22 protein-coding genes are annotated in these 23,749 nt (G+C 59.1%); 2 read left to right on the top strand and 20 right to left on the bottom strand.

The window, feature by feature from the left end:
* Positions 1-3: 3 nt before the first annotated feature.
* The 14 genes from purF to leuC form a co-directional block, all read right to left on the bottom strand.
* Positions 4-1,527 carry an amidophosphoribosyltransferase gene (gene purF / locus BST95_RS11085; protein WP_066049519.1) on the bottom strand — a complete coding sequence of 508 codons (1,524 nt, stop codon included), beginning with the start codon at positions 1,525-1,527 and terminating at the stop codon, positions 4-6.
* Positions 1,528-1,546: 19 nt separating this feature from the next.
* On the bottom strand, positions 1,547-2,059 hold the full coding sequence (locus tag BST95_RS11080) for a CvpA family protein (protein ID WP_066049516.1): 513 nt from the start codon (positions 2,057-2,059) through the stop codon (positions 1,547-1,549).
* A gap of 64 nt (positions 2,060-2,123) precedes the next feature.
* Positions 2,124-2,804, bottom strand: coding sequence for an SPOR domain-containing protein (locus BST95_RS11075; RefSeq protein WP_084199493.1), 681 nt, complete (start codon positions 2,802-2,804; stop codon positions 2,124-2,126).
* Positions 2,805-2,806: 2 nt separating this feature from the next.
* The gene (gene folC, locus BST95_RS11070) at positions 2,807-4,096 is read right to left on the bottom strand and encodes a bifunctional tetrahydrofolate synthase/dihydrofolate synthase (RefSeq protein ID WP_169843916.1); all 1,290 of its coding nucleotides are present in this window, start codon (positions 4,094-4,096) and stop codon (positions 2,807-2,809) included.
* Positions 4,089-5,030 (bottom strand): acetyl-CoA carboxylase, carboxyltransferase subunit beta, encoded by a 942-nt coding sequence (accD, locus tag BST95_RS11065; protein ID WP_084199489.1) that lies wholly within the window; start codon positions 5,028-5,030, stop codon positions 4,089-4,091. The genes folC and accD overlap by 8 nt, the downstream gene beginning before the upstream one ends.
* A gap of 50 nt (positions 5,031-5,080) precedes the next feature.
* Complete coding sequence (gene trpA, locus BST95_RS11060; protein WP_084199487.1) at positions 5,081-5,902, bottom strand: tryptophan synthase subunit alpha; 822 nt, start codon at positions 5,900-5,902, stop codon at positions 5,081-5,083.
* Between the two features lie 12 nt (positions 5,903-5,914).
* Positions 5,915-7,135 (bottom strand): tryptophan synthase subunit beta, encoded by a 1,221-nt coding sequence (trpB, locus tag BST95_RS11055; protein ID WP_084199485.1) that lies wholly within the window; start codon positions 7,133-7,135, stop codon positions 5,915-5,917.
* Positions 7,136-7,774 carry a phosphoribosylanthranilate isomerase gene (locus BST95_RS11050; RefSeq protein ID WP_084199483.1) on the bottom strand — a complete coding sequence of 213 codons (639 nt, stop codon included), beginning with the start codon at positions 7,772-7,774 and terminating at the stop codon, positions 7,136-7,138.
* 79 nt (positions 7,775-7,853) lie between these two features.
* Positions 7,854-8,693, bottom strand: a complete 840-nt coding sequence (truA, locus tag BST95_RS11045) for a tRNA pseudouridine(38-40) synthase TruA (RefSeq protein ID WP_229801634.1) — start codon at positions 8,691-8,693, stop codon at positions 7,854-7,856.
* On the bottom strand, positions 8,686-10,965 hold the full coding sequence (locus BST95_RS11040; protein ID WP_169843915.1) for a type IV pilus assembly protein FimV: 2,280 nt from the start codon (positions 10,963-10,965) through the stop codon (positions 8,686-8,688). The genes truA and BST95_RS11040 overlap by 8 nt, the downstream gene beginning before the upstream one ends.
* 210 nt (positions 10,966-11,175) lie before the next feature.
* Positions 11,176-12,201, bottom strand: coding sequence for an aspartate-semialdehyde dehydrogenase (locus BST95_RS11035; protein ID WP_066049491.1), 1,026 nt, complete (start codon positions 12,199-12,201; stop codon positions 11,176-11,178).
* A gap of 15 nt (positions 12,202-12,216) precedes the next feature.
* The gene (leuB, locus tag BST95_RS11030; protein ID WP_084199479.1) at positions 12,217-13,299 is read right to left on the bottom strand and encodes a 3-isopropylmalate dehydrogenase; all 1,083 of its coding nucleotides are present in this window, start codon (positions 13,297-13,299) and stop codon (positions 12,217-12,219) included.
* Positions 13,300-13,383: 84 nt separating this feature from the next.
* Positions 13,384-14,031: a 3-isopropylmalate dehydratase small subunit gene (gene leuD, locus BST95_RS11025; RefSeq protein ID WP_084199477.1), complete on the bottom strand. Its 648-nt coding sequence runs from the start codon at positions 14,029-14,031 to the stop codon at positions 13,384-13,386.
* A gap of 12 nt (positions 14,032-14,043) precedes the next feature.
* Positions 14,044-15,462 carry a 3-isopropylmalate dehydratase large subunit gene (gene leuC, locus BST95_RS11020; protein WP_084199475.1) on the bottom strand — a complete coding sequence of 473 codons (1,419 nt, stop codon included), beginning with the start codon at positions 15,460-15,462 and terminating at the stop codon, positions 14,044-14,046.
* A gap of 108 nt (positions 15,463-15,570) precedes the next feature.
* Here leuC and BST95_RS11015 point away from each other — a divergent pair, with 108 nt between their 5' ends.
* The gene (locus BST95_RS11015; protein ID WP_084199473.1) at positions 15,571-16,479 is read left to right on the top strand and encodes a LysR family transcriptional regulator; all 909 of its coding nucleotides are present in this window, start codon (positions 15,571-15,573) and stop codon (positions 16,477-16,479) included.
* On the opposite strand, the gene BST95_RS11010 is transcribed toward BST95_RS11015, so the two are convergent.
* Together BST95_RS11010 and BST95_RS11005 are read right to left on the bottom strand one after the other, a co-directional pair.
* Positions 16,454-16,936, bottom strand: a complete 483-nt coding sequence (locus BST95_RS11010; RefSeq protein ID WP_084199471.1) for a PaaI family thioesterase — start codon at positions 16,934-16,936, stop codon at positions 16,454-16,456. The genes BST95_RS11015 and BST95_RS11010 overlap by 26 nt on opposite strands.
* Complete coding sequence (locus BST95_RS11005) at positions 16,937-17,392, bottom strand: flavodoxin domain-containing protein (RefSeq protein WP_205737264.1); 456 nt, start codon at positions 17,390-17,392, stop codon at positions 16,937-16,939.
* Between the two features lie 111 nt (positions 17,393-17,503).
* On the opposite strand from BST95_RS11005, the gene BST95_RS11000 reads away from it, so the two are divergent.
* On the top strand, positions 17,504-18,529 hold the full coding sequence (locus BST95_RS11000) for an NADP-dependent oxidoreductase (RefSeq protein ID WP_084199469.1): 1,026 nt from the start codon (positions 17,504-17,506) through the stop codon (positions 18,527-18,529).
* Positions 18,530-18,865: 336 nt separating this feature from the next.
* Here BST95_RS11000 and rlmKL read toward each other — a convergent pair whose 3' ends face one another.
* The 4 genes from rlmKL to BST95_RS10980 are packed head-to-tail and all read right to left on the bottom strand — an operon-like array spanning position 18,866 to position 23,638.
* Entirely contained in the window at positions 18,866-21,040 is a 2,175-nt protein-coding gene (gene rlmKL / locus BST95_RS10995; protein ID WP_084199467.1) for a bifunctional 23S rRNA (guanine(2069)-N(7))-methyltransferase RlmK/23S rRNA (guanine(2445)-N(2))-methyltransferase RlmL, read from the bottom strand.
* A gap of 2 nt (positions 21,041-21,042) precedes the next feature.
* Positions 21,043-21,786, bottom strand: a complete 744-nt coding sequence (locus BST95_RS10990) for a helix-turn-helix domain-containing protein (protein WP_066049465.1) — start codon at positions 21,784-21,786, stop codon at positions 21,043-21,045.
* A gap of 14 nt (positions 21,787-21,800) precedes the next feature.
* Entirely contained in the window at positions 21,801-22,934 is a 1,134-nt protein-coding gene (locus BST95_RS10985) for a hypothetical protein (RefSeq protein ID WP_084199465.1), read from the bottom strand.
* Positions 22,931-23,638 carry a hypothetical protein gene (locus BST95_RS10980; RefSeq protein WP_084199463.1) on the bottom strand — a complete coding sequence of 236 codons (708 nt, stop codon included), beginning with the start codon at positions 23,636-23,638 and terminating at the stop codon, positions 22,931-22,933. Before BST95_RS10980 ends, BST95_RS10985 begins: the two co-directional genes overlap by 4 nt.
* Between the last annotated feature and the right edge of the window lie 111 nt (positions 23,639-23,749).

Raw genomic sequence — 23,749 nt, 5'->3', positions numbered from 1 at the left:
GCCTCACGCGTTGTTGTGGATGCCCACAACGGCACCTTCTTCGGTTGCTGCCGCCCGCTTCATGCTCTGGGCCTCATCGTTGCGCAGCGACTCGATGCGCTCGAGATAACCCTTGTCGACGTCACCGGTAACGTACTCACCGCTGAATACCGAACAATCGAAACCACTGATATCGGGATTGCCGTCGGCCGAACAGCGCACCAGGTCATCGAGATCCTGGTACACCAGCCAGTCAGCGCCGATCAACTCGCAGACCTCATCCACGGTGCGGTCGTGGGCAATCAGCTCGCTGGCGGAGGGCATATCGATGCCGTACACGTTGGGATAACGCACCGGTGGCGCGGCAGAGGCGAAAAACACATTCTTGGCCCCAGCGTCGCGCGCCATTTCAATGATCTGGCGACACGTGGTGCCACGCACAATCGAATCGTCCACCAGCATCACATTCTTTCCCTCAAACTCCAACGGTACCGGGTTGAGTTTCTGGCGCACGGACTTCTTGCGCTGACTCTGGCCGGGCATGATGAATGTGCGGCCGATATAGCGATTCTTCATGAACCCTTCACGGAATTTGATGCCCAGCTCATGGGCCATCGACTGCGCTGCAATTCGACTGGTATCGGGAATCGGGATAATGACATCGATTTCCAGATCGGGGCGTTCGCGTTTAATCTTCTCGGCCAGTGCAGCACCCTGACGCATCCGGGTTTTATACACCGAAATACCATCCATCAGCGAATCGGGGCGGGCGAAATACACATGCTCAAAAATACAGGGCTTGAGTTGCGGCGCTTGCGCGCACTGACGGCGATGCAGCTGACCGTCCATATCGATGAATACCGCTTCGCCGGGGGCAACGTCGCCGAGCAGGTTAAAGCCCAGCACGTCCAGGGCCACGCTCTCCGAGGCAATCATGTGCTCTTTGCGGCCATCGGGGCCCTCGCGCTCCCCCACCACCAGCGGGCGAATTCCCAGCGGGTCACGAAAACCGACGACACCGTAATTCACGATCAGGCTGACGACAGCATAGCCGCCGCGGCAGCGCTTGTGCAGCGACTCAACCGCACTGAAGATATCCGTGGCTTCCGGGCTCAACTTGCCCAGTGTCTGGAGTTCGTGGGCGAATACATTGAGAAGGACCTCGGAGTCCGAGTCGGTGTTCAAATGACGCAGGTCATCCTGAAACAGCTCGCGCGCCAACTGCTCGGTATTGGTCAGGTTACCGTTGTGAGCAAGGGCAATACCGTAAGGTGAATTCACATAGAAAGGCTGAGCCAGGGCCGGGCCGGAGCTGCCAGCGGTGGGATAGCGCACGTGGCCAATCCCGATCTGCCCTTCGAGGCGCTGCATGTGATGCTGGCGAAATACATCGCGCACCAGGCCCTCACTTTTGCGCAGACTGAAACGCCCGCCTTCGCAGGTCATGATACCGGCCGCATCCTGACCGCGGTGCTGTAGCACCGTCAGGGCATCGTAAATATCCGGGGCGACGTTGTGACTCGCTACGAGTCCTACCAGGCCACACATCCTGCGCTTACCTCACTTCTCAGGTTGTCATTTGCGGAACCGGGCCGACGTTAGCGAACACCGCCTGGACCCAATCCGCAAGCATATTCAAATGGGGCATCAGCACTGACTGCTGAACCCACTGCTGGTCCTCGGGCGGCAGCAATTGCTGCACCACATAGGCCAACACAAGGATGATGATCACACCCCGGGCAAATCCGAATACGGTACCCAAAACCCGGTCAAGAACCGACAGTCCCGCCACTGCCACCAGTTTGCTCGCCAGATAAATCACCAGATTGAACAACACCAGTGTAGCGACGAACAGGATGGCGTAGGCGACGATATAGCGCCCGGTATCATGGGCCACCAGGCCACTCATCTGTGCGGCGAGCTGGTCGACAAAACCGTGCGCGATGATAAAGGCGGCAACCCAGGCAAGTAACGACAAAGCCTCGCGCACAAAACCGCGCCACAAGCTCAGCAGCGTCGAAATGGTCAGCACCACGATAATCAGCCAGTCGACCTGATTAAATTGCGCCAGATCTATCATCAGCACCCTCTTACGCGGCGCATTCTAACAAAGCCACGCGGTGCTGAGGAGGCGTAAATTTGTCTCAAGGGTAGTACCGCGTAATCATGGTAGTCACCCCAAAGCGGGCGTTAATCTCGCTCTGGATACGCTCCAGGTTGACCTTTTCCACTTTCGGGCCGATGTAGACACGATAAAAAGTCTTGCCGTTGCTGGGCACTTTCTTCACGTAGGCCTTGTGCCCCATGCTCACCAGCTCTGCGCGCAACTCCTCGGCGCGGGTGGCATTACTCAGGCTGGCAACACGCAAAATCCAGGAAATAGGCAGGCCATCAGCGTCCAGCGCGGGCTTCACCGGGGGCTCAGAGCGCGTTTTCGGGGCTTCAGCGACGGGTTTGGCCACTGGTTCTGGATCGGGCTTCGGCTGAGGTTCGGGCTCAGGTGCAGGCTCAGGCGCCGATGCGGACTGATCGTCGGCGATAGGCTCTCCAGCATTGACACCGGGAGGCACTCCCGAAGGATCCAGCGTCAGCCACTCGGTATCAGGCTCGGGAGCAGCGGCGCGTTCAGTGGCCGGTGATGGGCGCAAGCCGGCCATATCAGGCGGCTCCAGCGGCGTGGTCTGAACCTGCGGGCGCGGTGGAATGCGCACATCCTCAGCGCGCTCGCGCTGTCCGGAATCCACAAAAATAATGGGCCAGAACACAATGCCCAGCGCCACCAGAATCAGGGCGCCGACCAGTCGTTGTTTGAGTACGTCATTCATTGTTATATGGCTTCGCGTTTAGCGCGATCCTTGTCCAGCAGTGGCACCACCGCAGTCACGGTAAAAAATGAGCCGAATACCACCAACAGGTCACCTTCGTCCATCAGCGTCTGCGCCCGGCGAAACGCCTGCCGGAGATTCTTGCTGACACTGATCATGCTCTGCCCCGCTTCGCGCAGAGCCGCGGCGATATCTTCGCCAGCCGCCGCGCGCGGATTATTGGGTTGGTCGGCGACAAACCAGGCGTCAAAGCGTTTGTCACAGAGCGCAACCATGTCCGCTACGGGCTTGTCTTTCATTGCCGAAAATAGAGCAATAACCTTTCCATTACAAGCACTTGCGTCAACTATTTCCAGCATCTTATGAATAGCTGCGGGATTGTGCGCCACATCCAGCAGATAATGACGCCCTGCCATCACAAGCTGCTGTCGCCGCCCGGTGACAACCACGTTCTCAAGAACTGTGGTGAGCTGATCGGGCGCCCAGGCAACCCCCAGGCATGTCGCTGCCTGTAAGGCGCCACAAATATTGGCGGCCAGCAACGGGCCGTCAGCGGCCGCGATGGCAACAGCTTCGCCATCCGCGCCAGTAATCGCCCCCGACCAGCGTCCGTCCTGCCGCTCCCAGCTGAAGTCGCGCCCTGCCTGCAATACGGGACCTGCACCGACCTCGGCTGCGCACTGCCGCAGCGAGCCGGGGGGATCAGGGTCAGCAATAACGACCGGCCTGCCGGCGCGCATGATACCCGCCTTCTCCCGCCCGATGTCTTCGCGGGTGTCCCCCAGCCATTCCTGATGATCCAGATCGATACTGGTAATCACGGCCACTGATGCATCGATGACATTACTGGAATCAAGCCGCCCTCCCAGCCCGACCTCCAGTACCACCACATCCACCTCCCGAGCGCGAAACACCCACAGGGCGGCCAGGGTAGCGAACTCAAAATAGGTCAGGGACGTTTCACCCCGAGCCTGCTCAATGGCTGAAAACGCAGCGACAATGTCAGCGTCGTCCACTTCCTCGCCCGCCACACGAATCCGCTCGTTGAAGCGCAGAAAGTGTGGCGAGGTAAAGCAGCCCGGCCGATGTCCGGTCACTGTGAGCAGCGATTCCAGCACCGCCACGGTAGAGCCCTTGCCATTGGTACCGGCGACCGTAATCACCCGGCAACCGGGCGCCAGCAACTCAAGGGTCTGGGCCACCGAGCGCACACGCTCCAGGCCCAGCTCCATTGCTGTAGGGTGAAGAGATTCCAGGTGCTGGAGCCAGTCCTCCAGCGCGGACTTATTCATCGGCCGGTTCGGCGACCTCTGTGGGGGGTTCCGGGGTTTCTGATTCGACAAACGCTTCAACGGGCTCCGGCTCATCGAGATCGACATTGCCCAGTTTGGCCAACAGCCGCGCCAGGGTGTTGCGCATGTCGGTGCGGTGCACAATCATGTCGATAGCGCCGTGCTCCAGCAGGAACTCGCTGCGCTGAAAACCCTTGGGCAGCTTCTGACGAATTGTCTGTTCGATAATGTTAGGGCCGGCAAAACCTGCACGGGCCTCCGGCTCAGCGACGTTAATGTCACCCAGCAGGGCTAGCGAGGCGGAGACTCCGCCGTAAATCGGGTCTGTCATCACGGAGATGTAGGGCACGCCGGCGAGCTTCATACGCTCGATGACAGCACTGGTTTTAGCCATTTGCATGAGCGAAATCAGCGCTTCCTGCATGCGGGCACCACCGGAGGCGGCGAAGCACACTAGCGGAATACCCTCGTCGAGCGCTACCTGGGCAGCGCGGGTAAATTTCTCACCCACCGCGTATCCCATGGAGCCGCCATGGAAGTTGAATTCAAAGGCAATCGCCACCACCGGCATGCCCCGCAGTGTGCCCTGCATGGCAATCAGGGCGTCCTTTTCACCAGTGCTCTTTTGCGCGGCGGACAGGCGGTCGCGGTAGCGTTTCTTGTCCTTGAATTTGAGGCGGTCAACCGGTTCGATATCGGTCAGAATCTCCTCGCTCCATTCCGGGTCGAGAAAGATATCCAGACGGCGGCGGGCGCCGATACGCATATGGTGGTCGCACTTGGGGCAGACGTCATTGTTGCGCTCAACGTCCGGGCGATACAACACCGCGTCACATTTGACGCATTTTTTCCAGAGGCCCTCGGGCACGCTGGAGCGTTTGCGCCCCTCGCCCTTGCTTACCCCTGAAGGCAGAATTTTGTCAATCCAGCTCATACGCCTCCCCAATACGGTTCAAGCCACATTATAACCGGCCACACAACTCTCTAGGAAGCGACGCTGTCCACTCCACGGCGAATTTCTGCCAGTAGTTCAGCTGCTCGCTTACCAGCTGCCGCATGATCGGCGCCGTCATCGATTGCCTGCGCCATGGCGCGGATCAAGGCACTGCCCACCACCACGCCGTCGGAGACGCTGGCAACGGCCGCTGCACTCTCTGCGTCCTTGATACCAAAGCCCACCGCGACAGGCAGTGAAGTCCGCGCCCGAATACGGCTGACATGATCAGCGACGTTATCGATATCGAGATGGCCGGCGCCAGTGACGCCTTTCAGGGAGACGTAATAAACGAAGCCGCTGGCCTGGTCGACGATACGTTGCAGGCGATCATCCGGGGTCGTCGGGGCAACCAGAAAGATATTGTTCATGCCCACACGCTGTAATTCAGCGTTAACCTGCTCGACCTCCTCCGGCGGGATATCAACCGTGAGCAGTGCATCCAGTCCCGCCGCCTGCGCGGCGTCGGCAAATTTCGCGTAACCCATGTGTTCCACCGGGTTGGCATAGCCCATGAGCAGCACCGGTGTGTGCTGATTGGTCTCGCGAAACGCGCGCACTGTATCCAGTGCATCGCGCAGGTTCGCGCCGTTTGCCAGCGCGCGCTCGTGAGCAAGCTGAATCACCGGGCCTTCAGACATGGGGTCAGAAAACGGCACCCCGAGTTCGATAATGTCTGCGCCGCTGTCAACGAGCTGGTGCATGACATCAACCGTGACCTCGAGACCAGGGTCGCCGACAACAATATAGGGAACAACGGCTTTGCGCCCCTGCTCGGCAAGTTGCGCAAAGCAACCGGCAATACGACTCACTACAACTTCTCCTTAAAATTCAATTCCGTCGATCTGGGCGACGGTATGAATATCCTTGTCACCACGACCGGACAGGTTAACCACAATATGTTTATCCGGCCCCAGCTCGCGAGCCAGCTTGGTGGCATAGGCAATGGCGTGACTGCTTTCCAGTGCCGGCATAATACCTTCCACACGCGTCAGCGCATGGAACGCCTCCAGCGCCTCGTCGTCATCGGCCACCACGTATTCAACCCGACCGACATCCTTTAGCCAGGAGTGCTCCGGGCCCACGCCGGGGTAATCCAGACCCGCTGATACCGAGTGCGTGTGCATGATTTGGCCGTCGGCATCCTGCATCAGGTAAGTGCGGTTGCCGTGCAGCACGCCAGGGGTGCCGGCGGTCAGGGGCGCGGCGTGTTGCTGGCTGGCCACACCGTGGCCACCGGCTTCCACACCGTATATTGCAACGTCTTTATCATCTAGGAACGGATGGAACAGGCCTATTGCATTCGAGCCACCACCCACACAGGCCACCAGCGCATCGGGCAAGCGGCCAATCTGTTCCAGCGACTGGGCGCGCGCCTCGCGGCCGATGACGCACTGGAAGTCACGCACCAGCATGGGATAAGGATGGGGACCGGCCACGGTGCCGATAATATAAAATGTTTCGTCAACATAGGTCACCCAGTCGCGCATGGCTTCGTTCATGGCGTCCTTGAGCGTGCGCGAGCCAGAGGTCACGGGAATCACTTCAGCACCCAATAGCTTCATGCGATAGACATTCAGGGCCTGGCGACGAACATCTTCCTCACCCATAAACACCTGGCATTCCAGCCCGAGGCGCGCTGCAATCGTAGCCGTCGCAACACCGTGCTGACCTGCACCGGTTTCTGCGATAACACGCTTTTTGCCCATGTGTTTGGCCAGCAGTGCCTGACCAACCGTATTGTTCACCTTGTGGGCGCCAGTATGGTTGAGATCTTCTCGCTTCAGCCAGATGCGCGCGCCGCCGACCTTGTCAGACAGCCGGCTGGCTTCGTAAAGCGGTGAGGGACGGCCCACGTAATGGGCGAGGTCCGCATCCAGCTCAGCGATAAACGCATCGTCGTCTTTCAGCTTTTCGTAAAGGGCTTCGAGCTCGTCCAGCGCCGACATCAGGGTTTCGGCAACGAACTTGCCGCCGTACACGCCGAAGCGGCCATCGCCGTCCGGTACTGAGGCAAAGTCATTCATAACAGCATCACTACTCATTCAGGTTTGCTCAATGTGATCGGCAGCCTGGGCCGCCGCAATAAATTCACGAATTTTGACCGGGTCTTTCTCGCCGGGCGCCGCTTCCACGCCACCACTGACATCGACCGCAAAAGGACGTACGGTGGTGATCGCCTGTCCCACATTGGCGGGCTTTAAACCGCCTGCCAATACCACCGGCAACGACAGGCCACTGCCTATCAGATCCCAGTCAAAACTCTCTCCGGTACCACCGGGCACGCCGTCTTTCCACGCGTCGAGTAATATCCCGAGCGCTCCGGCACAGGCATCGCAATAGGCTGCAATATCTGAGTCGGGGCGCACACGCAGAGCTTTTATCCACGGCCGCTCAAACTGGCGACAGAACGCCGGTGACTCGTCACCGTGGAACTGCAGCAAGCCCAGGGGCAACTCGGCAGCGCAGCGAGCGACAAATTCAGCGTCGTGGTTTACAAACAGGCCCACCAGGGTGACGAAAGGCGGAACCTCGCGCGCCACCGCTTGCGCCTGCTCAAGGGACACTCCCCTGGGGCTCTCAGCATAGAAAACCAGACCGAGGGCGTCGGCGCCGCTGGCAACAGCAACACGCGCATCCTCCGGCCGAGTGATACCGCAGATTTTGATACGCGTGCGAGACAAAACAGGACCTGAACACCGGCAAAAAAACAGACGGACATGATAGCAGATGCCCCACCCCCCTGTCTGTACGTGAAACCCGCTACGCGCCTAGGATTAACGGACCATAGGGCGTTTGAGGCAGACCGAAGTGTCCAGGATATGTCACATCTACCAGATACAGACCATCGGGCGGCGCAGTGTCAGCTGCCACGGTGCGATCCCGCCCCTCCATCAGCTCGGCGATCCAACCGGCTGACTGCCTCCCGCTGCCCACGGCCATCAGTGAACCGGCGATATTGCGCACCATGTGGTGGAGAAATGCATTCGCCTGGAGGTCGATGACCACCAGCTGCCCGCGGCGCGACACACTGATGTCCATCATATTCCGCATCGGCGTGGTGGACTGACACGCTGCGGCCCGAAATGTCGAGAAATCACGCTCGCCGAGCAATGCCTGGGCCTCGCTGTGCATAATGGCCTCATCCAACGGCCGACGCTGCCAGGTGACCTGCCCGCCGAGCATGGCGGGCCGGACCAGAGCATTGGCAATCACGTAGCGATAGCGTCGTGCCGTCGCCGAGAAACGCGCGTGAAACTCCTTCTCTACCGGCAACGCCCAGTGCACCCGGACATCCCGCGCCATCGAGGCATTGGCCCCCAACACCCAGGACTTGGGCGGGCGCGGTACAGGAGCATCAAAATGGACGATCTGACAATGCCCGTGCACGCCCGTATCCGTGCGGCCGGCACAGTGCACGCGCACGGGCTCGCCCGCAACACTGGTCAGGCCGCGTTCCAGCTCCTGCTGAACCGTGGTGACATCAAGATGGGGTTGTGTTTGCCAGCCGTTGTAGTTCGCGCCGTTATATTCGACCCGACAGGCTATACGAGTGCCTGCCGGCAGGGTCTCTGCCGACAGGCCGGGGAATGGATCAGCCAAGGCGCTCCAGCAGCCCGCTGGCTTCGGTCTTCTGTTCGTCGCTGCCTTCGGCAACCACCTCTTCGAGAATCTGGCGAGCGCCGTCCTCGTCGCCCATATCCATGTAGGCACGGGCGAGGTCGAGCTTGGTGGACATGGTATTTGCCTCAGCGGCGATTACCAGGTCTTCGTCGTCTTCGTCATCGCCGATCACGTCGTCGTCAAAGTCGGAGGTCAGATCGAGATCGTCGATATCCAGACTGTCTTCGATTTCGAGGCCTGCAAAGTCGTCTTCGCCCGACTCCACTTCTTCGGCGAGGCCAGCAGGCGGCTCAGACATGTCGTCACTGGTACCAGACAGCATGGCGCGCGCCTGCTCTGCACTGCCCGCATCACCCATGCTCTCCAGCTCCGCGATCTGGGCTTCGGCAGCGGGACGATCGCCGGTCTGCAGCAGAAGCTCGACCAGCTTCAGGCGGTAGGCCGCATTGGCAGGCTCACTGGTAATGGCGGTCTTGAGCAGATCAATGGCCTGGGGGTAGCGACCGTAAGCGATATAAATGTCAGCTTCGGCGAGGGCGTCACCTGCATCCACGTCGGAGGCGTAACCGTCGTGTTTACGTTCGCCATAGCCGCGAGTGCCGTCTTCCGCGGCGGCCTCGTCGGCGACCGGCGCCGGCTCAGCGACAGGCTCCTCGACAACGGGGGCTTCGACGGGCTGCTCCTTGAGCTCAACAGCCGCAAAAGCCTTGTCAGACTCTGCAGACACAGTAACCGTGGGCTCTTCATCCGCCTTGCGACGACGCACGAAGAAGAATGCCAGTCCGGCCAGAATCAGCGCGCCCAGACCATACAACAGGTAGCTCAGCAGGCCGCTCTCTTCTTTCTTGGGCTTGGGAGCAGGCTTGGATTTTGGAATAGTTTTTTCGGGCTTGGGTGCTGCAGCCACAGGCTCGGCCGCAACCGCGGGCTCTACCGCATCAGCTGCAGTGTCATCAACTGAAACCGCGTCATCGGCATCAGAGGCAGCATCAACCGCCGTGACATCGTCAGAGCCGGTATCATCAAACCCGGCATCGACAACGCCGCTGTCATCGGCGTCGGCCATGTCCATGCCGTCTTCCATAGCAAGGCCATCGTCTGACGCCAGGGCATCGACGCTATCCTCGGCATCAACGCCGGCCTCGGTCAGTGCCTGTTGCAAGGCAGCGATCTGGTCGTCTTTAAGGCTGACGATACGCTCCAGTGTATCGACCTGCTGTTCGAGGTCTTCAACTTCACCTTCGAGTTCAGCGCGATCCATATCGGCGGCCACTTGCGCATCAGTTGCCGCAGAAGAGGAAGGGGAATAGCTCTGGTCAGCCGTGGCCGACGACTCTTCTACAGGGTCAGCGGATATCCGCAGGCTGGGTCCGGAGCTGATCGGTGCGCTGGCGCGGCCAGCCTCCCAGTCCTCATTCTGCTGCTTGACCTCAGCCAGCGCCGTGGAGAGATCCTGCGAGCTGATATCGTCTTCGGTGGGCAGATAGATAATGTATCCGGCCTTGATGCGGTTGATATTACCGTCGATAAAGGCGTTGGGGTTCAGACGCTGAATGTCCAGCATAGTCTGATGGATGGTCGTACCGCTGGGCTTGGCTGCGGAGGCGATTTCCCAGAGCGTATCGTCCCTGGAAATCATGTAGCGCGAGCCACTCAGCGGCGAACCGGCGGCCTCGGCATTGAAATCGCGCTGGGGCATGTCACCCGGCGCGAGCTGGGACTTTTTCTTTACATCTACCCGGGTTCCGCTAGTGGCGGCCGGGTCTTGTGTTTTTTTTTCGGGCGAATCCGGGGCGGGGATGCCCTCTTCTTCCTCAACACGCGCAGAGGCAGATACCACTTGGCTGGAGGCGTCAAACAAGGGCGGATCAACCAGAACCGTGTATTCACGCAGCAAACGGCCAGTAGGCCAGCGCGCTTCTACAATGAAATCGAGATAGGGTTCGAGCACCGGGTCCTCGGAGCTGAGCAAAATGACAGCCTCGCCGCGCGCATTGAACCGCACGTCGAACTCGATACCGGTCAGGAAGTAGGCCCGCTCAACACCCATGCGATCAAAGTCTTCGCGCGTTGCGAGCCGGATGCGGATCTGGTCCTCATTGAGGCCGTCCGTGTTGAGAACTTCTACCTGGGCCTTGAGCGGCTCATTGAGAAATGACTCGAGCGTCAGGTCACCAAGACCCACCGCATACGAAAAGCTCGCATGCAGACACCCAAGAGAGAAAACGACAGCACCAATCCTACGAGCCATACTCCGACGCCTTATTATTTTTCCTGCACATAAACACCGACCTCCCCTGGCCGGACCCCTACGATGTAATACTAACGTATCGTGCTGGAAATCCCCCATCCTAAAAAGTATTTTCTCGACTTTTCTGAAGTACGCTGAGCGTCTGGGGGGACCGTGCCTCCATGCACCAAAAATACCGAATTATCCCTGAGTATCAGTGAATTACAGGCATTAATCAAGGTAGGTTGTAATCAGCGCCTCGGCAATTTGCACGCTATTGAGCGCTGCGCCTTTGCGCACATTATCAGCCACCACCCAGAGGTTCAGGCCGCGGGGATGGGAAATATCCTCCCGAATGCGCCCCACGAACACTGGATCGGTGCCGGCGCTGTCCCCCACCGCCGTGGGATAACCCCCGTCGGCACGCTCGTCCATCACCTGGACACCAGGCGCATTTTCGAGCAGCTCGCGCGCCTGTGCTGCGCTGATTTCATCGACCGTCTCAATATGAACGGCCTCTGAGTGACCAAAGAAGACCGGCACACGCACACAGGTGGGATTCACCTGAATGCTGTGGTCGCCGAAAATCTTCTGGGTTTCCCAGACCATTTTCATTTCTTCGCGGGTGTAGCCGTTGTCCTGGAAAGTATCGATATGAGGCAGCACATTGAAAGCGATCTGCTTGGGATAGACCTCACACTCAGCCTCTTGGCCATTGAGCAAGCGGGCTGTCTGTGACGCCAGTTCCTCAATCGCTTCCTTGCCAGTGCCCGACACCGCCTGGTAGGTGCATACGTTAATCCGCTCGATACCCACCGCATCGTAAATGGGCTTGAGGGCCACCAGCATCTGGATGGTCGAGCAATTGGGGTTGGCGATGATATTGCGGGTGGTGTAGCCCGCCAGCGCCTCAATATTCACCTCTGGAACAATCAGCGGAATATCGTCGTCGCGTCGAAAATGCGAGGTATTGTCGACGACCACACAGCCAGCGGCCGCCGCGATGGGCGCGTACTTCTCGGAAATACTGCCGCCGGCAGAGAACAGACCGATCTGGGCCTGGCTGAAATCGAACTCGGCCAGATCGGTAACGGTCACCGGGCTGCCCTTGAACATAATGGTCTTGCCGGCGGAACGGCTGCTCGCCAGCGGATAGAGATTGCGGACCGGAAAGTCGCGCTGCTCCAAAATTTCGATCATGGCCTCGCCCACCGCTCCGGTGGCGCCGACCACTGCTACATCATATTGATCTGCCATTGAATTACTCCAAATCTATTCGCTGGCGAGCGCTGTGACTACAGCCTCGCCCATTTCTACCGTTCCCACCAAATGCGTCCCCTCGGAATGAATATCCGGGGTGCGCAGGCCGGCGTCGAGGACCTTGCTGACCGCCGCTTCAATCGCATCAGCTGCCTCGGCACTACCAAGTGTGTAACGCAGCATCATGGCAGCGGAGAGAATCGTCGCCAGCGGGTTGGCCTTGCCCTCCCCTGCAATATCAGGCGCCGAGCCGTGACAGGGCTCGTACATGCCCCGCCCATCTTTATCGAGGGAGGCAGACGGCAACATACCAATCGAGCCGGTGAGCATGGCGGCGGTGTCAGACAGGATGTCGCCGAACATGTTGCCGGTAACCACCACGTCAAACTGCTTGGGTCGCATCACCAACTGCATCGCCGCATTGTCGACATACATATGGGAGAGTTCTACGTCGGGGTACTCCGGCGCCAGCTCGTCCATGATTTCACGCCACAGCACTGTCGCCTCGAGTACATTCGCCTTGTCGACGCTGCACAGCTTCTTACCGCGTTTGCGCGCCGCCTCGAAGGCCTGGCGGCCAATGCGACGAATCTCAGATTCGCTGTACTTGTAGGTGTTATAGCCCTCGCGCTCACCATTCTCGAGTTCGCGAATACCGCGGGGCTCACCGAAGTAGATGCCACCGGTGAGCTCGCGCACGATAAGAATGTCGAGACCAGACACAATCTCCGGTTTGAGACTGGAGGCATCCGCCAGCTGTGGATACAGGATGGCGGGACGCAGGTTGGCAAACAGGCCCAACTGCGAGCGAATTCCCAGCAGGCCGCGCTCGGGCCGCAGGTGGCGCTCTACATTGTCCCACTTGGGCCCGCCCACGGCGCCCAACAAAATAGCGTCGACTTCCCGGGCCCGCTCCAGCGTGGCATCGGGAAGCGGCACACCGGTTTCATCGATCGCAGCACCACCCAGCAAACCGTACTCAAGCTCCAGCCCCAGGCCGAAACGCGCGTCAACAGTATTCAGGACCTTCACGGCCTCAGCCATGATTTCCGGCCCAATATAGTCGCCAGGAAGTACCAGTACTTTTTTACTCATATTACTACCTTGAATCGTTCATCAGCGGCAGGCATTCACATTCGCACGCCGCCGCTGCAGATCGCGATCATCGATCGCGTTAAATTACTTGATAACGTCAAACAACCATGGAGAGGATTTGCGCGTGCGCTCTTCGTAGGCGCGAATCGCATCCGCACTCTCCAGCGTCAGACCAATATCGTCGAGCCCATTGAGCAGGCAGTGGCGGCGGAACTCATCCACCTCAAACCCAAAGCGCTCCCCACCGGGTGTCACCACCTGCTGCTGTTCGAGATCGATGGTGAGCTCATAGCCCTCCTGGGCATACATTTCATCAAACAGGCGCGCCACAATGTCTTCGTCAAGCCGCACAGGCAACACGCCGTTCTTGAAGCAGTTGTTGTAGAAAATGTCGGCAAAGCTCGGCGCAATAATGCAGCGGAAGCCATAATCTTCCAGCGCCCATGGGGCGTGCTCACGACTGGAGCCACAGCCGAAATTTTCCCGCGCCAGCAGCACTGAAGCGCCCTGATAGCGGGGCAAGTTCAGAGGGAACTCGGCGTTGACCGGCCGGTGCGAACAGTCCTCATCGGGCTTGCCTTCATCCAGATAGCGCAGCTCATCGAACAGATTCTTGCCAAACCCCGAGCGCTTGATCGACTTGAGAAACTGCTTGGGAATAATCAGGTCGGTATCGACATTGGCGCGATCCATCGGAGCCGCCAGGCCGGTTACCACAGTAAATGCTTTCATTGTGAATCCCTCTTACAGATCGCGCACGTCGATGAAATGGCCGGCAACCGCTGCAGCAGCAGCCATGGCCGGACTCACCAGGTGGGTGCGACCACCAAAGCCCTGGCGACCTTCAAAATTTCGATTGGACGTAGAAGCACAGTGCTCGCCCGCCCCCAACTTGTCGGCATTCATCGCCAGGCACATGGAGCAACCTGGCTCGCGCCACTCCATACCGGCCTCGAGGAAGATCTTGTCCAGGCCTTCAGCTTCAGCCTGCTTCTTCACTTCGCCCGAGCCAGGCACAATCAGCACCTGCTTGACGCTATCTGCTTTCTGGCGTCCCTTGACGACGTCAGCGGCAGCGCGCAGATCTTCAATCCGGGAATTGGTGCATGAACCAATAAATACACGGTCGGGCTTGATATCGGTGATGGCCTGGCCCGCTTCCAGCCCCATGTATTCCAGGGCGCGCTCAATGGCCGCACGCTGCGTCGCGTCATCCGCCTCGGCAGGATTGGGTACCACACCATCGACTGGCACTACCATTTCTGGCGAGTTGCCCCAGGTCACCTGCGGCTTGATATCTTCACCCCGCAGCTCAACAACAGCGTCAAAGACCGCGCCCTCGTCGCTGTGCAGGTCACCCCAGGCAGCTACGGCGAGGTCCCACATATCACCTTCGGGCGCGTAGGGGCGCCCTTTTACGTATTCCAGGGTAGTGTCGTCCACAGCCACCATGCCCATCCGGGCTCCGGCCTCAATCGACATATTGCACAGGGTCATGCGACCTTCCATGCTCATGTCACGCACTACCTGGCCACCAAACTCAATTGCATAACCAGTGCCGCCAGCGGTGCCGATTTTACCGATGATGGCCAGCGCAACATCTTTTGCGGACACACCCGGCTGTAATGTGCCGTCAACACTGACCAGCATGTTTTTCATTTTCACCTGCACCAGGGTCTGGGTTGCCAGCGCGTGCTCAACCTCGGAGGTGCCAATACCGTGGGCCAGTGCGCCCAGCGCACCGTGGGTGGAGGTGTGTGAGTCGCCGCAGACCACGGTCATACCTGGCAGCGTTGCCCCCTGCTCCGGCCCGACCACATGGACAATGCCCTGACGCACATCGTTAATGTCGATTTTGACAATATCGAAGTCGTCACAGTTGTCGTCCAGCGTGGCAACCTGCAACCGGGATACCGGATCTTCAATCGCCGCCACACCGCCGGCGCGCTCGCGCTGCTCGGTCGGTACGTTGTGATCGGGCACTGCGAGGTTGGCATCGCGGCGCCAGGGCTCACGGCCCGCCAGGCGCAGGCCTTCAAACGCCTGCGGCGATGTCACTTCGTGGATCAACTGGCGGTCGATATAAATCAGCGCGCTGCCGTCTTCGCGCTGCTCAACCAGGTGGTTCTGCCATAACTTGTCGTAGAGCGTCTTGCCTGCCATGGGAAGCCTCAAAATATGTGAGCGTGTGAAAGGCGGCAATTATGGGCTTGATTATTAAATTACTCAAATTTATTATTTTTATTCAATTGATTCCTGGCAGGAATACAAATGGACAATCAGAACCTACGCGCATTCCTGCTTGTGGCGGAGACCGGCTCGTTCTCCGTGGCAGCAGACCGGCTTCACCTCACCCAGCCCGCTGTGAGCAAACGCGTAGCCATCCTCGAGGACGAACTGGGCGCCGCCCTGTTCGATCGCATCGGCCGCAACGTCACCCTTACCGAAGCAGGGCTGGCGTTGCTGCCCCATGCCAAAGCCGTAGAACAGGAACTGGCAGCGGCCGTGCAATCCGTGCGCGATTTGTCGGGTGAAACGCGCGGGGAACTGAAGCTTGCCACCAGCCATCATATCGGCCTGCACCGACTACCGCCGGTGCTGTCGGCGTTCTCGACCGCGTTTTCGCAAGTCCACATCGATATCGACTTTATGGACTCGGAGCAGGCTTACGAACTTATCCATCAGGGCAAGGTGGAACTGGCCGTGGTCACGCTCGCGCCGCAGGGCCAGAGCAATGTCGTATCCATTCCCGTGTGGGAGGATCCGCTGGATTTCATGATCGCCAAAGACCACTCGCTGGTTGCCGGAAAGCAGGCGCCGACGCTGACCGAGATGAGCCAGTACCCCGCGATTCTTCCGGGGCTCAACACCTACACCGGACAAATCATTAAATCGCTATTTGATCGGCATCAGTTGGAATTGAAGGTGTCCATGGCTACCAATTATCTGGAGACGATTCGCATGCTGGCCTCGGTGGGGCTGGGCTGGACGATTCTGCCGCGCAGCATGGGTGACGCCTCCCTGACGCAACTGACGGTCAGGGAAGTCGAAATTCAGCGAACCCTGGGGTTGGTCTATCACCGGGGACGTAGCCTGTCGCGCGCGGCCCGGGCGTTTATCGAGGCCGTGCAGGCCCACGGCGATCCGGACCTGACTAGTCCGCGTCCAGCATCCCTTTGAGGGCGCCAATACCCGGCACGCCATCCTGAGTCAGCCCTTCGTGGTCGGGGAAGTAAAATGTTGCGTTGTAGCGCGCCACAATCCCGCGGCTGCTGAAGATGATACCGTGCGAGAACCCAAAGCGGCGCTTCAGCGTCACGCCCTCAGAGGTGGTTTGAATCCACTGGCCCTGCTTGGCGGCGCCAATAAAATCCATGGTCAGATTGACCGTGGGCGCACCGGCAATTTTGCCCCGCGCTAAATTGGCACTAGAAGCCGCAGCAATATCGGCCAGAGTCATTAACGCACCGCCGTGACAAATACCCAGCGAATTCGCATGCTGACTGGCAACAATCAGGCCGAACGCGAGATCATCGCCCCGCAAACGGCGGTAGCAGGGCTGCAGGTTATCTGTAAAGCCGAGCCCCTCTGGCAGCAGTTCAAAACCTTCGGGGACTTGTTCAACAGTATCGCTCATTCAAAAAATTCCCATTTCAAGACCGGCGGCAAAACCCGCTCCAAGTTCAGCAGCCTGGGCCTTGTGTTCATCTGTAAATTCACCCCGGGCAATCATCGGCTCACAGGCCGAGGTGAAGGGAATGCCCGAGAAAATTCGCTCGGCCTGGCGCACCGCGCCACGGCCATCGTTGCCCGCACTCATCATCAACGCATACGGTAGCACCAGTGCGCGATCGATGGCGGGGTAAAAGATCCGATCCAGAAACGCCTTTGCCTCGCCGCTGAGCGTGCCGCTATTTTCTGCAGCGACCAATAGCAGTCCAGCTGCATCGGCAACGGTCTCTGTGCTGGCATCACAGGCGCGACGCACCTCTACAACAACACCCTCGGTATCGGCAGCGCCCTGCGCAGCGGCGCGAGCCAGCCGGGCGCAGGTGCCGCTCTGGCTGTGGTAGACAACTAGCAGTTTTTTCACACCACTCTCCCGTTTCCAGCGCCGCATTGGAACACAGGCGGTACAGGGCTGTCATTTTATGCTCTAATACTTGCGCTTTTCGCTAATGCAAATAACAACAAGGAAAACTGAATGTCTGATATGAATCGCCAGTGGTTGTTGCGCTCTCGCCCCACTGGCATGGTGACAGAAGAAAACTTCGAACGCACTGAAACCCCCATCCCCACCCCCGATCTCTCCGCCGGTGAAGCATTGGTAAAAACACTGGTGTTGGGTTTTGATGCATCGCAACGGGTTTGGATGGAAGCTGAAGACAGCTATATGCCCGCCGTGGAACTCGGTGACGTCATGCGCGCTACCGGCGTCGGCCAGGTGGTGTCATCAGAGAATCCTGACCTTCCTGTGGGCACTCTGGTGCAAGGTCTGGTGGGCTGGCAGGAGTACTGCATCGCCTCGCCGACCTCCCCCTTTCCGTTTAATGTGCTGCCTCCCGGCACGCCGCCCAATCTCGCCCTCAGTGTGTTTGGCGTCACCAGTCTCACCGGTTACTTTGGCATGTTGAATGTCGGCGAGCTGAAAGAAGGTGACACCGTACTCGTGTCTGGCGCCGCGGGTGCAACCGGTTCAGTCGCCGCCCAGGTCGCCCGCATCAAGGGATGCAAAGTGGTTGGCATTGCTGGCGGGCGCGACAAGTGCCAGTGGCTGCTGGATGAATGCAAACTGGATGCCGCTATCGACTACAAGAGTGAGAACCTCGATGAGCGCCTGGCAGAATTGTTCCCGGAAGGTATTAACCTGTTCTTCGACAATGTCGGCGGCGACATGCTGGAAACGGCCATCGCCCACATGGCCATGCACGGCAGAATCGTGCTTTGTGGCGCCATTGCCAGTTACAACGACAGTGAAGCCCGGCCCGGGCCGCGCAATATCAATCGCCTGATCATGCAGCGCATCAAGATGCAGGGCTTTATCGTAATCGACTACCTGGAGCACGCCCCCACCGCGATGGCAGACCTCGCCGATTGGGTCATGAGTGGCCAGATGGCCTGGCAGGAAGACCTTCAGGCAGGCTTTGACGCCATCCCTGCCACCCTGCAACGCCTGTACGCGGGCCAGAATCAGGGCAAGCAACTCCTGCAACTGGCCGAACCTACCTAGTTACCCATCGGTCACCCTGTGGATAACTTTGGGGATAGTACGGTTTCCTGACGCCCGGTGACTCCGTCCAGCCTCGCTGGGCGGCGTCGGGATCAAAACGTCGAATTAGACAATATTTTCAAGAATCAATCACTTAGCGTTTTTTTATAGTGTTTTTTTCGCACTGTTGTCACGAAACGCTACAAATATAGACCCTACACGCGTTGTGTGGATATTGTTCAGCGCCAAGCGTAAGTAACCCCTTACATGAGAGGCCATATTTTCTCATTGGTTTCATAAAACGCGCTCGCCAACTCGGCGAGCAACGTTGTCTCTCGCGCGACGCTTTTACGCGCTTCAGGCGTGCTGAATCTGCCAGCAACGATGGATCTTGGGGTTGCGCTGAAAGTCAGGATCGAGCGTCTTGGCAGAGATATCCTCGCATTGATAGCTGGCCTCAAGGTCCGGGTCGAGCTTGAAACCGCGTCGGTTATTGGAAAAATACAGCGTGCCCCCCGGGGCCAGCACACGCATAGCCGCTTCCACCAACGCTACCTGATCGCGCTGCACGTCAAATGTACCTTCCATACGCTTGGAGTTCGAGAACGAAGGCGGGTCGAGCAGAATCAAGTCATATTGACGCTGGCACCGGGCAAGCCAGGCCTGGCAGTCGCCCTGCTCCACGCGATTAGTGGCGTCTCCGAGGCCGTTACTGGCGAGGTTGCGCTTAAGCCATCCAAGGTAGGTCTTTGACATGTCGACACTGGTCGTACTGTGCGCACCGCCAAGGGCAGCGTGAACCGACGCTGTGCCGGTATAGCAGAACAGGTTCAGGAAGTGCTTGCTGCGGGCTTCCCGGCCAATGCGCAATCGCAGTGGACGATGATCCAGAAACACCCCGGTGTCGAGGTAATCGCGCAGATTGACGAGGAGACGGGCCTGCCCCTCTGTGACCGTGAGGAACTCGCCTGCCGCATCCTGTTTTTCGTATTGGGACAAACCCCGTTGACGCTGGCGCTGCTTGAACACGATCCGCTCGGCGGGCAGGCCCAGCGCCTCTGGCAATGCAAGTTTCACTTCGTCCAGCCGCTGGCTCGCAGCCTGTGGGTCAATTCCTTTCGGGGCCTGATACTCGGCGACGTGGGCGTGGTCGCCGTAAATATCCACCGCTACCGCATACTCCGGCATGTCCGCGTCATAGAGGCGATAACACTGCACCTGCTCACGCTTGAGCCAGCTCTTTAAACGCCGCTGATTCTTGCGAATGCGGTTCGCAAACATGGTCGCACCCTCGGTGAGTTCCAGCGGTTGCGCCGATGTTTCCTGAGCAGCAGGCTCGCGCGCGGTAGCGGCCACTTCACGGTAGTGATTGTCGGTTAACTGAAACAGCAGCAAGTGCGCTTCGAGGGCACCGTTATAAAGTGCGTAGCGCTTGTGGGAGCGCAGCCCAATGGCTCGTCCGAGCTCGAGATCAGACGTGAACACCGCTGCATCCCAGCCCGCGAACTCACGGCTCATGAGTTGACCAAGCTGACTGTACAAGTGCACAAGACTGCGTTTTTCACCCAGCCGCTCACCGTAGGGCGGGTTGCAGACCAACAGCCCATAAGGCAGTGGCTTATGGGTGGGCTTCTTCTGCTCGGCCAGCGGTTTCACCGCAACCCGGACAACTTTCTCCATGCCTAACTGGGCAATATTTTCCTGGGCGCGACGAATGACCTTGGGGTCGGCATCGTAGCCGCGGATCTCGGGCAATTGCGCTGCCCTACCCCGCTCGGCCCTACCCCGCGCATCAGCGAGAATCGCGCGCCACTGCGTGTCATTGTGCTCCGGCAGTTTCTCAAAGCCAAAACGCTTGCGGCCCAGGCCGGGCGCTATATCCGCGGCCATCATCGCGCCTTCCAGCAACAGCGTGGCAGAGCCACACATGGGATCGATTAACGCTCCGCCGCGGGCGGCGGCACCGGGCCAGTCGGCTCGCAACAAGATCGCAGCTGCCAGGTTTTCCTTAAGCGGTGCTGCACCCTGCTGCTGCCGGTAGCCGCGTTGATGCAGGCTAGCTCCGGAGTAATCGATAGCCAGCGCCACTTTGCCGCGACCCAGCCGCACATTGAGGCGAACGTCAGGACTGCGGCGGTCAACCGCGGGGCGATGGCCACCGTTTTCCTTGAACCAGTCGACCACCGCATCCTTACAGCGCTGAGCGCCAAACTGGGTGTTGCGAATACTGCGATTGGTCCCCGAAAAATCGATGGCAATGCTATTGCGGGCACTGAGCACGCGCGACCAATCGAAACCCTTCAACTGCGTATAGAGTTGATCGCCGTCTTTGACCTCGAAACTGGCCAGCGGGCGCAACACCTTATTGGCCAGGCGCGACCAGAGGCAGGCCCGGTAACCCATTGCCTGCGGCCCTAAAAAATACACGCCGGCGACGGTCTCGCGGCTGCTCTCTGCTCCGAGGGTTTGTAATTCTGCAGCAAGCAAGCCCTCCAGCCCTTTGGGGCAGGTGGCAAACCATTCACTGGTCATGTTCAGTCCTTCTTGGGTTTTCGGGCGGCGCGCTTGCGCTTGGGTGCAGGCGATTTTGCGGTGTCCGACTTGGCGGCTTTCTTAGCAGGTGCCTTTTTGGTTGTCGATGCGCTGCTGCGGCGAGTCTTACGCCGGGGCGTATTTGCCGCTTTCTCACGGGTCATCACCTCGAGCACAAGATTGGACGAACTTTCCATGTACTCGATGTAGCGCTCAAACTCTTCGTCACTGAAACTGCGCAAATGATCGTGCTGGCGATACAGATTGGTAAAACGCCGTTCGCGCTCATAGTGCTTGGGAAGGGCCAACACACCCCACTGTTCCAGGGTTTTCTCCAGCGCCGGGTTGTAGGTGCGCATGAACTTGATAAGAAACGGAATCGGGTCGTGGCGGGCCAGCAGTGACGCGCTGCGCAACATCAGTTCCAGGGGCATAATGGCCTTGCCCTGCTCTACCTCCTCCAGCACCTTTTTGTCAGACACGCCCAGAGATTCGGCCAGTTCCTTGATTGAAAGGCCGGCTGTCTCGCGGGCGTCACGCAAAAATCGTCCCGCGTCAGCCATCGCTTCCAGGCGCTCGGGCTCAAACTGATTGAGCACGGTATTGCGCAGCCAGGTCTCGCCGAACATGGCGGTCATCGTCGCGGTGTTGCGCGCCAATTCAAAGGTGCCACCGGCCACCTGGCCAGTCAGGCGCCGCAGCGAGTCGATCAGACCGTCTGATTCATGGGTATCGTCTTTTGCCATGTTGCTAGGATAGCTTACTCAGCGGGAGAAGGCAGGCCTGTTTCAAGGGCAAATATCTGGCCGAGTATACGCCGCCAGTCGCTGTACTGCTGCTCCAGGGTGCCGGTCAGGCGATACACCTGACCGCTGGATTCGAGAACCGTGGGGGCGGTTTCGTTGTCGAATCCCCGCGCCAGCTGGCGAATATCCTGCTGCTGAATCTTCGACACCTTGTACTGGTTGTACACCTGCTGGAGCGCCGAAAAGCTACCGTAACGCCCCTGCTTGTCGCGCTCAGCAGCGCGCTGTTCATACTCAAGGCGATACAAGGCCTGTTCACGGTCGTACTGGCGCCAGAGATTGTAGGCAGGTGCCATCTCGCGCTGCAGATCGACATACTGCTCATCGACGTGATCGACAAACAAATACTCCTGGCTGCGGATGCGCTCTACCCGAGCCACCATGTCATCGCCTTCGGCGGGCAGGCGCTGAATCTTGTAGTGTCCTTCCTGCTCCGCGATGTAGTCGCCAAAGGCATCCGGTGCCAGCGCTGCCGCATAGCGCAGGAACGCCACTTGCTGAATCTGGCGCGGACCGCGCGCTCCCAGTGCCTGTCGCGCCGCCAGCATGTCATTGGCGATTGCCCCATAGATGTCGGCAAATGGATCACCGTCGAGGATTGGATCCACTTCCTCGGGGACGGGATAGTCCGCCTCCGCCGAGTAGTCCAGATAAGTGCGGTCCAGCCACACCCGCCCGGTGGCATCCGTGACGGTAACAGCCAGGCGTAATTCAAGGCCTGTGGCCTGCTCAATGCGCACCTTGACCTGCACGTGCGCGAGCAGGCTCTCCTCGGGCGTGACGCGAATCACACCCCAGGCGTCACTGGCTTGCAGGGCCTGGCGGAGGTTGACCGGTAAGAACGTGGATTCAACGGCGCGCACTTTGGGCAAAATGCCGCGGGCGTTTTGTTCAGCCACCGCCTCCGGCACGCCGTCATCGAACACAACGACCGCAATGTCCAGCCGATTCGCTTCGACCATGGCCTGATCACGTTGCAGGCTGACCTTTCCCACTGGCTCGGGCGCTTCCTGGGCATAGCCCTGGACAGCGAACAGCCCGCTGAAAATGCCGAGAAACAGCAGTGTCGTTAAAGCGCGCGCACTCACAATTGCGGTGCCTCCGTGGTGCACACCCTGCCCTTGGTCAAAGTCTGACGACAGCGGATCCCCGTGCGAGTGGGGTCGTAGCGCCGGTAAACCCGGTCGATCGTAAAGGGATAGGTTGAGCCCGGTGTGCGCACAGTGGTGGCGATATTGAGGCGCTCACCGTCCGGGGCGAGTGTCATACGATGAAAGATGGATAAATTGTCAGGCAGCGAAATGGCGAACACCAGCTGATGGCCACTCCATCCGCAGGACTCGCGACCAAATGCATTTTCATCGCGGTACACATTGCCTTCGTGGAATTCACAGTACAGCGCAAAACTGCCCTCGCGCTCGATATCGATGTGAAATTCATCCTGAGTAATTTCCAGTAGCTGCACATCGGTAATCAATTCCGCCATACGCGCCTGGGTATACAGTCCCTGACTACTCGCTGTGCCGACATTGCCGGTAGAGAGCGTACCAGGGCCCTGCTGCATATTGCGCTGACGGCGCTCAGCCTCACGTTTGAGTTCACGGATAGCCTGATCATATTGGTCGCGCACGGTTTCGCTCTTGCCGTAGTCGACCTCCCAGGCACCGCTGAAATCAACCGCAGCGGTGCTGGTAGGCGTGGCAGACGCTGCTGTTTTCTGCTCGGGCGTTGAGGCACAGGCCGCCAGCAGAAAGCATATCAGCAGGGTCGGGGAGCGATAACGAGCAGACATCAAGCTGGCGCACCCCTCCCGGATGAGGTTGTCAGCACGGCGATACCGGTTGGAATATCCATACCCCGAGCACGCTCTGAAGCAAATGCGAACCGCATGAAAGGATTACAG

The sequence above is a fragment of the Halioglobus japonicus genome (assembly GCF_001983995.1).
Taxonomy (GTDB): Bacteria; Pseudomonadota; Gammaproteobacteria; order Pseudomonadales; family Halieaceae; genus Halioglobus; species Halioglobus japonicus.
The sequence above is the reverse complement of the archived record's forward strand: the minus strand, read 5'-3'. Positions and strand labels throughout refer to the sequence as shown.

Excerpts from the sequence above, each read along its gene's own strand:
- purF (WP_066049519.1), bottom strand. The coding sequence starts at position 1,527 with ATGTGTGGCCTGGTAGGACTCGTAGCGAGTCACAACGTCGCCCCGGAT.
- BST95_RS11080 (WP_066049516.1), bottom strand. The coding sequence starts at position 2,059 with ATGATAGATCTGGCGCAATTTAATCAGGTCGACTGGCTGATTATCGTG.
- BST95_RS11075 (WP_084199493.1), bottom strand. The coding sequence starts at position 2,804 with ATGAATGACGTACTCAAACAACGACTGGTCGGCGCCCTGATTCTGGTG.
- folC (WP_169843916.1), bottom strand. The coding sequence starts at position 4,096 with ATGAATAAGTCCGCGCTGGAGGACTGGCTCCAGCACCTGGAATCTCTT.
- accD (WP_084199489.1), bottom strand. The coding sequence starts at position 5,030 with ATGAGCTGGATTGACAAAATTCTGCCTTCAGGGGTAAGCAAGGGCGAG.
- trpB (WP_084199485.1), bottom strand. The coding sequence starts at position 7,135 with ATGAGTAGTGATGCTGTTATGAATGACTTTGCCTCAGTACCGGACGGC.
- BST95_RS11040 (WP_169843915.1), bottom strand. The coding sequence starts at position 10,965 with ATGGCTCGTAGGATTGGTGCTGTCGTTTTCTCTCTTGGGTGTCTGCAT.
- BST95_RS11035 (WP_066049491.1), bottom strand. The coding sequence starts at position 12,201 with ATGGCAGATCAATATGATGTAGCAGTGGTCGGCGCCACCGGAGCGGTG.
- leuB (WP_084199479.1), bottom strand. The coding sequence starts at position 13,299 with ATGAGTAAAAAAGTACTGGTACTTCCTGGCGACTATATTGGGCCGGAA.
- leuD (WP_084199477.1), bottom strand. The coding sequence starts at position 14,031 with ATGAAAGCATTTACTGTGGTAACCGGCCTGGCGGCTCCGATGGATCGC.
- leuC (WP_084199475.1), bottom strand. The coding sequence starts at position 15,462 with ATGGCAGGCAAGACGCTCTACGACAAGTTATGGCAGAACCACCTGGTT.
- BST95_RS11015 (WP_084199473.1), top strand. The coding sequence starts at position 15,571 with ATGGACAATCAGAACCTACGCGCATTCCTGCTTGTGGCGGAGACCGGC.
- BST95_RS11010 (WP_084199471.1), bottom strand. The coding sequence starts at position 16,936 with ATGAGCGATACTGTTGAACAAGTCCCCGAAGGTTTTGAACTGCTGCCA.
- BST95_RS11000 (WP_084199469.1), top strand. The coding sequence starts at position 17,504 with ATGTCTGATATGAATCGCCAGTGGTTGTTGCGCTCTCGCCCCACTGGC.
- rlmKL (WP_084199467.1), bottom strand. The coding sequence starts at position 21,040 with ATGACCAGTGAATGGTTTGCCACCTGCCCCAAAGGGCTGGAGGGCTTG.
- BST95_RS10990 (WP_066049465.1), bottom strand. The coding sequence starts at position 21,786 with ATGGCAAAAGACGATACCCATGAATCAGACGGTCTGATCGACTCGCTG.
- BST95_RS10980 (WP_084199463.1), bottom strand. The coding sequence starts at position 23,638 with ATGTCTGCTCGTTATCGCTCCCCGACCCTGCTGATATGCTTTCTGCTG.